8 protein-coding genes and 1 pseudogene are annotated in these 8,366 nt (G+C 55.8%); 5 read left to right on the top strand and 4 right to left on the bottom strand.

What is annotated here, in order from left to right; translation table 11 throughout:
* The 3 genes from tnpB to acnB form a co-directional block, all read right to left on the bottom strand.
* The coding region (gene tnpB, locus A3OI_RS24765) for an IS66 family insertion sequence element accessory protein TnpB (protein ID WP_081622975.1) at positions 1 to 158 on the bottom strand (158 nt) is incomplete at its 3' end.
* The gene (gene tnpA / locus A3OI_RS0117790) at positions 158 to 478 is read right to left on the bottom strand and encodes an IS66 family insertion sequence element accessory protein TnpA (protein ID WP_018405568.1); all 321 of its coding nucleotides are present in this window, start codon (positions 476 to 478) and stop codon (positions 158 to 160) included. The genes tnpA and tnpB, both read right to left, overlap by 1 nt.
* A gap of 338 nt (positions 479 to 816) precedes the next feature.
* The gene (gene acnB, locus A3OI_RS0117785; RefSeq protein ID WP_018405567.1) at positions 817 to 3,420 is read right to left on the bottom strand and encodes a bifunctional aconitate hydratase 2/2-methylisocitrate dehydratase; all 2,604 of its coding nucleotides are present in this window, start codon (positions 3,418 to 3,420) and stop codon (positions 817 to 819) included.
* A gap of 196 nt (positions 3,421 to 3,616) precedes the next feature.
* On the opposite strand from acnB, the gene miaE reads away from it, so the two are divergent.
* The 4 genes from miaE to A3OI_RS0117765 all read left to right on the top strand — a co-directional run bounded on the left by miaE (position 3,617) and on the right by A3OI_RS0117765 (position 7,056).
* Complete coding sequence (gene miaE / locus A3OI_RS20795; protein ID WP_018405566.1) at positions 3,617 to 4,339, top strand: tRNA-(ms[2]io[6]A)-hydroxylase; 723 nt, start codon at positions 3,617 to 3,619, stop codon at positions 4,337 to 4,339.
* A 24-nt stretch (positions 4,340 to 4,363) separates the two neighbouring features.
* A complete protein-coding gene (locus tag A3OI_RS0117775; protein WP_007351799.1) occupies positions 4,364 to 5,134 on the top strand; it encodes a ferredoxin--NADP reductase in 771 nt (256 codons plus the stop codon).
* 77 nt (positions 5,135 to 5,211) lie between these two features.
* The gene (gene yghU, locus A3OI_RS0117770; RefSeq protein ID WP_018405565.1) at positions 5,212 to 6,090 is read left to right on the top strand and encodes a glutathione-dependent disulfide-bond oxidoreductase; all 879 of its coding nucleotides are present in this window, start codon (positions 5,212 to 5,214) and stop codon (positions 6,088 to 6,090) included.
* A gap of 3 nt (positions 6,091 to 6,093) precedes the next feature.
* On the top strand, positions 6,094 to 7,056 hold the full coding sequence (locus A3OI_RS0117765) for a hypothetical protein (RefSeq protein WP_228703031.1): 963 nt from the start codon (positions 6,094 to 6,096) through the stop codon (positions 7,054 to 7,056).
* Between the two features lie 100 nt (positions 7,057 to 7,156).
* Here the strand turns inward: A3OI_RS0117765 and phbB are convergent.
* Positions 7,157 to 7,861 (bottom strand): annotated as a pseudogene (gene phbB / locus A3OI_RS20790) (acetoacetyl-CoA reductase); the annotation flags it as partial.
* A gap of 146 nt (positions 7,862 to 8,007) precedes the next feature.
* Here phbB and A3OI_RS0117755 point away from each other — a divergent pair.
* A partial coding sequence (locus tag A3OI_RS0117755) for a helix-turn-helix domain-containing protein (protein WP_155903221.1) occupies positions 8,008 to 8,366 on the top strand: 359 nt, incomplete at its 3' end.

The following is an 8,366-nucleotide window of genomic DNA, read 5'->3' as shown; positions in this document are numbered from 1 at the left end:
TTGGTGAAGGCGTAGAGCGCTCCGGTAAACGGATTATGGCCCAGTTCCTGTTCAACCAAGACCGCCAGGCCATGGGCCTGTTTGCGGAAATCAACGGGGGCTCGGTACAGGTAAATCTCTGGCAATGACAAGGACGGGCGCAAATATCGGTGGCGCATCACAGCTGTCTCAAAACAGCGCCGAGCAACTCGATGTTGCCGGCGCGCAAACCAGTGATGGAGACACCACCGGGCAGTGACACGGTCAAGCCATCGGCTCCGCCGATGCCAGCGCCAGGAGCAGAAACGACCCGCGTGAACCCGGTGGCCGCTTGCTCTTGCTTCAGACAGTCTTCAGCCGGAGCCAGCTTCCGGCGCCAGTAAACGAATTGATGATAAACCAGTGACTGTTGCTTGCAGTAAGCGCTGCCGGACACGCCGGAGGTTTCCCAGTCAGTGATATGCTGCTGCCAGACGTGTGCTCGTTCGGTTGGGGTCATGCTGATTCCTCATGGAATGGGTGAGGAGTCAGTGTGTGTAATCGGCGAGCGGGAATGTAGGTGCTGATTTATTGGCGCTTACGTTTGTCCGGTTGCTTGGAGGTCGGGCCCCGAGGCACTTTCGTGGGAAAGAGACTCTCTCCTACCTGGCTTCTGCGGAGAAGATACCCCCACCCCGTGCAAGCCCCTCCATGGAAGGCTGCACGCAGTAGGGTGGGCACGTAGGTCGTACAAGCGCTGAGTCTGAGCAGCCAGCCATAAAAAACGCCAGCTCTCGGGCTGGCGTTCTTAGGATAGGGGACAGATTTCAAATCTGTCCCCGGTCTGGTCCCAAAGGCTTAAGCGATATTGGCTTCGGCGGCTTTGCTGGTGTAGTTGTCCATTTTGTCAAAGCTCAGGTACTTGTAGATCTCTTTCGACATGCTGTTCAGGTTCTTGGCGTACTCCATGTACTCTGCCGGTGTCGGCAGTTTGCCCAGAATTGCGCCTACCGATGCCAGTTCCGCAGAGGTCAGGTACACGTTGGCGCCATCGCCCAGGCGGTTGGGGAAGTTACGGGTGGATGTAGACAGCACAGTGGTGCCAGCGCCTACCCGCGCCTGGTTACCCATGCACAGCGAACAGCCCGGCATCTCGGTACGCACACCGGCGTCGCCGTAGATTTTGAAGTAGCCTTCTTCCATCAGCTGGGACTCGTCCATCTTGGTGGGCGGAGACATCCAGAGGCGGACTTTCAGGGGCGCTTTGTTCTGCTCCAGCAGTTTACCGGCGGCGCGGAAGTGACCAATGTTGGTCATGCACGAACCGATGAACACTTCGTCGACCTTGTCGCCGGCGACATCGGACAGAACGCGGGCGTCGTCCGGATCGTTCGGGCAGCACACGATCGGCTCTTTGATATCGGCCAGATCAATTTCGATGATGTGAGCGTACTCGGCATCGGAATCGGCGCGCATCAGGCTAGGTTTGGCCAGCCAGGCCTCCATACCCTGGGCACGACGCTCCAGAGTACGCGCGTCGCCGTAACCTTCGGCAATCATCCAGCGCAGCATGGTGATGTTGGAGCGCAGATACTCGGCCACCGACTCTTCTGACAGGTTGATGGTGCAGCCTGCAGCGGAGCGCTCGGCAGAGGCGTCAGACAGCTCGAACGCCTGCTCTGCGGTCAGGTGCTCCAGACCCTCGATTTCCAGCACGCGGCCAGAGAACTCGTTGATCTTGCCTTTCTTCTCTACGGTCAGCATGCCCTGCTTGATGCCGTAAAGGGGAATGGCGTGCACCAGGTCACGCAGGGTAATGCCAGGCTGCAGTTCGCCTTTGAAGCGCACTAGCACCGATTCCGGCATGTCCAGCGGCATAACGCCGGTGGCAGCGGCAAACGCTACCAGGCCAGAACCGGCCGGGAAGGAGATGCCCATGGGGAAACGGGTGTGGGAATCACCACCGGTGCCTACGGTATCGGGCAGCAGCATGCGGTTCAGCCACGAGTGGATGATGCCGTCGCCCGGGCGCAGTGAAACACCGCCGCGGGTACGCATGAAGTCTGGCATGGTGTGCTGCATTTCCACGTCAATCGGCTTGGGATAAGCGGCTGTGTGGCAGAATGACTGCATGACCAGGTCGGCCTGGAAACCCAAGCACGCCAGATCTTTCAGTTCGTCGCGGGTCATCGGGCCGGTGGTGTCCTGGGAACCCACGGTGGTCATTTTCGGTTCGCAATAGGTGCCGGGGCGAACGCCTTGGCCTTCTTCCAGTCCGCAGGCTTTGCCGACCATTTTTTGCGCCAGGGTGAAACCCTTGGTGCCAACTTCGGGGTCGTCTGGCAGGCGGAAGAGGTCGGTAGCGCCAAGGCCCAGTGTTTCACGGGCCTTGGTGGTCAGGCCGCGGCCGATGATCAGCGGAATACGGCCGCCAGCCTGAACTTCGTCCAGAATCACGTCGGACTTGAAACTGAATTCAGAGATCACGTCGCCGTTTTCGTTCAGAATTTTGCCTTCATACGGGCGGATATCAATCACATCGCCCATGTTCATGTCGTCAACCGGCGCTTCAAATACCAGCGCGCCCGCGTCTTCCATGGTGTTGAAGAAGATAGGGGCCACTTTGTTGCCGATACACACACCGCCGCCGCGCTTGTTCGGCACGCCAGGGATGTCGTCACCGAAGAACCACAGCACCGAGTTGGTGGCGGATTTACGGGAAGAGCCGGTACCTACAACGTCACCTACGAAAGCAACGGGCAGGCCTTTGGCGCTAATGTCGGCAATCTGGTTCATGGGGCCGATAACACCATGTTCTTCGGGGCTCAGGCCATCGCGGGTCATTTTATAAGCAGCGCGGGCATGCAACGGAATGTCAGGGCGTGACCAGGCATCGGGTGCTGGCGATAGATCGTCGGTGTTGGTTTCACCGGTGACTTTAAACACCACCATTTTGATGCTGTCGGCAACTTTGTTACGTTTGGTGAACCATTCGGCGTTAGCCCAGGATTCAATCACGTCTTTGGCAACGGCGTTGCCGGCGTCCATTTTTACCTTTACATCGTTGAAAGCGTCGAACATCAGCAGAGTGTGTTTGAGTTGAATGCCGGCGGGTTCGGCCAGTTCGGGATCGTCTAACAGGTCCGCCAGAGTGGTGATGTTGTAGCCGCCCTGCATCATTCCAAGCAACTGGATTGCTTTGCCGTTGTTAATCGCTGCGGAGCTGGCTTCGCCTTTCACAAGGGCGGTCAGGAACGCGGCTTTTACATAAGCGGCTTCATCCACCCCGGGCGGAACACGGTTTTCCAACAGGTCAATCAGTACGTTTTCGTCTTCGTTTTCAGGGGCGGGCGGCTTTTTCAGCAGTTCCACCAGTGCGGCGGTTTGTTCGGCGTTCAGAGGCTTGGGTGGAATACCCAGAGCTGCACGCTCGGCAACGTGTTCACGGTAGGCTTCTAACACGGTTTGACCCTCATCGGTTGGAGTGTTCCACTTTGTTGGCGCAAGGCGCCTGGCGGAAATGTTATGGTGAAAAGGCTTTAAACTGGCGCTGTATTGTATAGGAAAGCCCTTATAAAGTTAAATTGGACAGAGGTCGGAGAGATTTGTTAGCTGCGCTATACTGGCGCATCAATTTTAACCCAATGTTCGGGATGCCATGAACGACGCCCTGCAGAGCACTATCAACAGCACTATCGATAGTACTATCGAGACTAATATCGACAGCACTAACGAGCGTATTCACGAGAGTGCTCATGATAGTATTAATGACTTTTTACCGTGCCGGACGCCTCAGGCCTGGATAGATAATGCTCTGGCGAATCAGGACTTGCTGCTGATTGACCACGCCCACTGCGAGAAAAAAGCGGCTTCCACAGCGCTCAGCCTGATGTACCGCTATGTGGATAACCCGGACTTGCTGCACAAAATGTCGCGACTGGCGCGGGAAGAGTTGCGGCATTTTGAACAGGTTCTGGCTCTGATGACGGAGCGCGGAATTAGTTATGGCCACTTAACCCCGGCACGCTATGCCGCAGGTTTGCGCGCCGCAGTGCGCAGCACCGACCCTGGCCGCCTGGTCGATCTGCTGGTGATTGGCGCCATTATTGAAGCACGTTCCTGTGAGCGCTTTGCGGCCCTGGCACCGTATCTTGATACCGAGCTTTCCAATTTTTATAACGGACTTCTGAAATCCGAAGCCCGCCATTACCGCGACTACCTGGCTCTGGCCGAACAGGCTAACGGCGGCCCGGTTGAAGACAGAGTTGCGGTCTTTCTGGCCATCGAACAAAAGCTGATTGAACAGCCTGATTCCGAGTTTCGTTTTCACAGCGGCCCGCTGACGCAGCCGGTCGCTGACAAACACGCTATTCCTATTTAACGCGAATTGACGCAAGAGGGTGAAATGAGCAATCTGATTAAAGAAACCGTCACCAGTGTGCACCATTGGAACGATACTCTGTTCAGTTTCAAAACCAGTCGCGACCCCGGCTTTCGCTTCAAGAATGGCCACTTTGTGATGATCGGCCTGGAAACGGAAGGCAAACCGCTGATGCGCGCCTACAGTATCGCTAGCGCAAATTATGAAGAAGAGCTCGAGTTTTTCTCCATCAAAGTGCAAGACGGCCCGTTGACGTCCAAGCTACAGAAAATAAAAGTAGGTGATGAAATTCTTGTTAGTCGTAAGCCTACCGGTACGCTGATTCTAGACAACCTGCTGCCAGGAAAAAATCTGTGGCTGATTGCCACCGGCACCGGTCTTGCCCCTTTTATGAGCATCATAAAAGATCCGGACGTGTATGAAGCCTTTGATAAAGTGATCATAACTCACGGTGTGCGTTACGCTACCGAATTGGCATACCAGCACGAAATCGAGGCCCTGCCAGAGAACGAGTTCTTTGGTGAAATGGTGGATGGCAAACTGCTGTATTACCCTACGGTAACCCGCGAACCCTTTCGCCACACCGGGCGGCTGACACACGCTATGGAAAGCGGAAAAATCACCCAGGATTTGGGCTTGTCAGAGTTTGATGTCGAGAATGATCGCTTCATGATTTGCGGCAGTCCCAGTATGCTCAAAGACACCTGCGCCATACTCAACAGCATGGGCTTTAAAGAAGCTCGTGGGGGAGATATGGGGCATTACGTTGTCGAGCGGGCGTTTGTGGAGCAGTAAGGTTCTCTTAAGGTTTTCTGCCCGCCGATTGCGTCGGCCAGCGCCACACATTCACTTCGCAATTCGGAGGGTAAATAATGTCAGACAACGTTTACACACCGCCAAAGGTATGGACTTGGGACAAAGCCAACGGCGGTGTTTTCGCCAGCATTAACAGGCCGGTTGCCGGTGCTACCCACGACAAACCCCTGCCGACAGGTAAGCACCCGTTTCAACTGTATTCACTGGCGACGCCCAACGGCGTAAAAGTAACCGTGATGCTGGAGGAACTGCTGGAGCTGGGCTTCGTCGGTGCTGAATACGACGCCTGGCTGATTAACATTGGCGAGGGCGATCAGTTTGGCAGTGGTTTTGTCGACATTAATCCCAACTCCAAAATTCCGGCGCTGCTGGACCACTCCGCGCAACCGCCGCAGCGCCTGTTTGAGTCGGGCTCTATGCTGTTGTACCTGGCCGAAAAATTTGGCGTGCTGCTGCCTGAAGACGCCGCCGGCCGAACCGAAACCCTGAACTGGTTATTTTGGCAGATGGCCAGCACGCCGATGTTGGGCGGAGGTTTCGGTCATTTCTACGCTTACGCACCGGAAAAATACGAGTACCCGATTGACCGCTACGCGATGGAAGTAAAGCGCCAGCTGGACGTGTTGGATCGGCAGCTGGCGAACAACCGCTATATTGCCGGTGACACCTATACAATCGCAGACATTGCGATTTGGCCCTGGTACGGAGCGCTGATCAAAAATCTGGTTTACGAAGCCGCAGAGTTTCTCGACGCGCAAAGCTATACCCACGTGCTGCGCTGGACCGAAGAAGTGGCAAAGCGCCCTGCGGTGCAGCGTGGCCGTATGGTGAATAAAGTGACCGGCGAGCCCCGTAAACAGCTCCGCGAGCGCCATGACGCCAGCGATTTCGAACTGCGCACTGAAGATAAAATAAACCCTGGCGGGGGCGCCTGAACGGTGGGCAAAAATAGTATTCGCAGGCAGTGTCAGTATCGCACTCGATCGTCTGCACTTTTTACCTTGATGCTGGTGGGCGCTCTGGCGGCACTGCTGGCTGGCTGTGAACAAAACGCCGATATCGGGCTGGCCGGGCAGAGCGAAAATCCGGAGCCCGAGACTCTGGATGTTAATCAGCCGCAGGTGGCCGGTGGGGGTGTCAGCGATATTTCCCTAGTGCTAAAACCCGCGCAGCTTGACTGGATTGGCCAGCAGATTTTCCAGAACGAATGCGCGGGGCAGTTTCGCTGCCTGGTGCACTGGAACGACGGTGAGGCGTTTCCGTCACTCGGTATCGGTCATTTTATCTGGTACCCGAAAGGCGTTGAAGCTGGTTTCGTCGAGAGTTTTCCCACACTGATTGATTACATGGCCCAGCGCCAGCGGTCTATTCCGGACTGGCTTCGAGAGCTAAAGCCGTTTGATGCACCCTGGGCAGACAAAGCGGCTTTTGATGCGGTGGAGAATTCACCCCAGGTAGCAGAACTGCGAGAATTTTTGGCGGGCACCCAAGGTGTTCAGGCTGAGTTCATATTTCGCCGGGCGCAAGCGTCTATAAAGTCCGTTGTTGAGGCGGCACCATTAGCCCGGCAGCTTGCGGTAAGCAATCACCTGGCGCAGCTGAGCCAAACACCGGGTGGTGTTTATGCGTTGGTGGATTATGTGAACTTCAAGGGCGAAGGGTTGGCAACATCTGAACGTTATAAAGGTGAGGGCTGGGGCTTGCTGCAGGTTCTTCAAGCCATGCCGGAGCAATCTGCCGATCCGGTGTTGCAACAGTTCCGCGAAGCGGCCGACAAAGTGTTAACCCGCCGCGCTGAGCTGGCGACTCAGGCGCGCGAACGCGAGCAGTGGTTGCCCGGCTGGCGCAAGCGCCTGAACACCTATCGCGAGCCGGACGTAATGGCATTGCCGGAATCCTGATCGCCGCCAGCTGGATGCACTCTTATACCCTAGTGTCATTAAAAAAGCCGGAGTTCATTCATTCCGGCTTTTTTCACTTTAGGCTCTTCAGGGTTTGGCGTTAGCCCATGAACTGGCCGCCGTTGACCACCAGGTCTGCGCCGGTCACAAAACCAGCGTCTTCGGCGGTCAAAAACGCCACCGCGCGGGCGATGTCGTCTGGCTGCCCAAGGCGGCCCACCGGGATGTCCGCAACAATACTTTCCAGCACTTTCTCAGGCACTGCGCGCACCATCGGGGAATCAATGTAGCCCGGCGAAATCGAGTTGACGGTAACGCCTTTGCGGGCGCCCTCCAGTGCGATCGATTTGGTGAAGCCGTAAACGCCGGCCTTGGCAGCAGCGTAGTTGCTCTGCCCGAACTGGCCTTTGCCACCATTAATGGAGGATATGTTTACAATGCGGCCAAAGCCGCGGTTGCACATGCCCTCGAACGCGTGGCGGCACATGTTGAACATAGAGTTCAGGTTTACGTTGATAACCTGGGTCCACTGATCTGCCCCCATTCTTTTCAACGGCGAATCGTTGGTGATGCCGACATTATTGACCAGCACATCCACAGGACCGAACTCTTTTTCCACGCTTTCCATAAAGGCTTTGCAGCTGTCATAGTCGGCAACGTCCACCGGCATAATGTTAACGGTGTAGCCTGCTTCGGCCATGGTTTTTTGCCACTGTTCAGCTTTTTTGCGCGGCTCGTCGCCTGGGCGGTGAGTGGCGATAACGGTACGATCCTGATCGGTTAGCTGTTTGCACATTGCGGTGCCTAGTGTCCCGACTGGTTAATTAGCTATCCTAACCCTGCTATAATTTCGCGATACTCACGAATTATGGAGATGTTATTGTGGCGCGGCAACCTGCACCTTTTAATCTTACAGTTAACGATCAACTGGAACTGGAGAGCTGGTTGCGAATGGGCACCATGAGCCAGCATCTGGTGCAACGAGCGCGAATTTTGTTGTCATTGAACGCTGGGCAGTCCCCGAAGGAGGTCACAGAATCGCTCGGTGTCAGTAGCCCCACGGTGTTCAAGTGGCGTAATCGCTATTCCAGGCAAGGGTTAACAGGGTTGAACGATGCCCCAAGGCCAGGACAGCCCCGAAAGCTTGATCAAAAAAAGGTCAAANCCATTCTGAATGACACTGTCCATAAGGTTCCGCGCGGGCTCACCCATTGGAGTCTTCGATTGATGGCAGAACATGCCGGCGTCACCCGCTGGCAAGTACAGCAGATTTGGCGGGCTGCGAAGCTGAAGCCTCACCGTCTGAAAAC

Origin of the sequence: Marinobacter gelidimuriae (assembly GCF_000372805.1) — a bacterium.
In the GTDB taxonomy this organism is placed as follows: Bacteria; Pseudomonadota; Gammaproteobacteria; order Pseudomonadales; family Oleiphilaceae; genus Marinobacter; species Marinobacter gelidimuriae.
This window is presented reverse-complemented; position numbering and strand designations above follow the sequence as displayed.

Bases quoted from the DNA above. Each gene is read 5' to 3' on its own strand.
- tnpA (WP_018405568.1), bottom strand. From the start codon at position 478: ATGACCCCAACCGAACGAGCACACGTCTGGCAGCAGCATATCACTGAC.
- miaE (WP_018405566.1), top strand. From the start codon at position 3,617: ATGAACGACGCCCTGCAGAGCACTATCAACAGCACTATCGATAGTACT.
- A3OI_RS0117775 (WP_007351799.1), top strand. From the start codon at position 4,364: ATGAGCAATCTGATTAAAGAAACCGTCACCAGTGTGCACCATTGGAAC.
- yghU (WP_018405565.1), top strand. From the start codon at position 5,212: ATGTCAGACAACGTTTACACACCGCCAAAGGTATGGACTTGGGACAAA.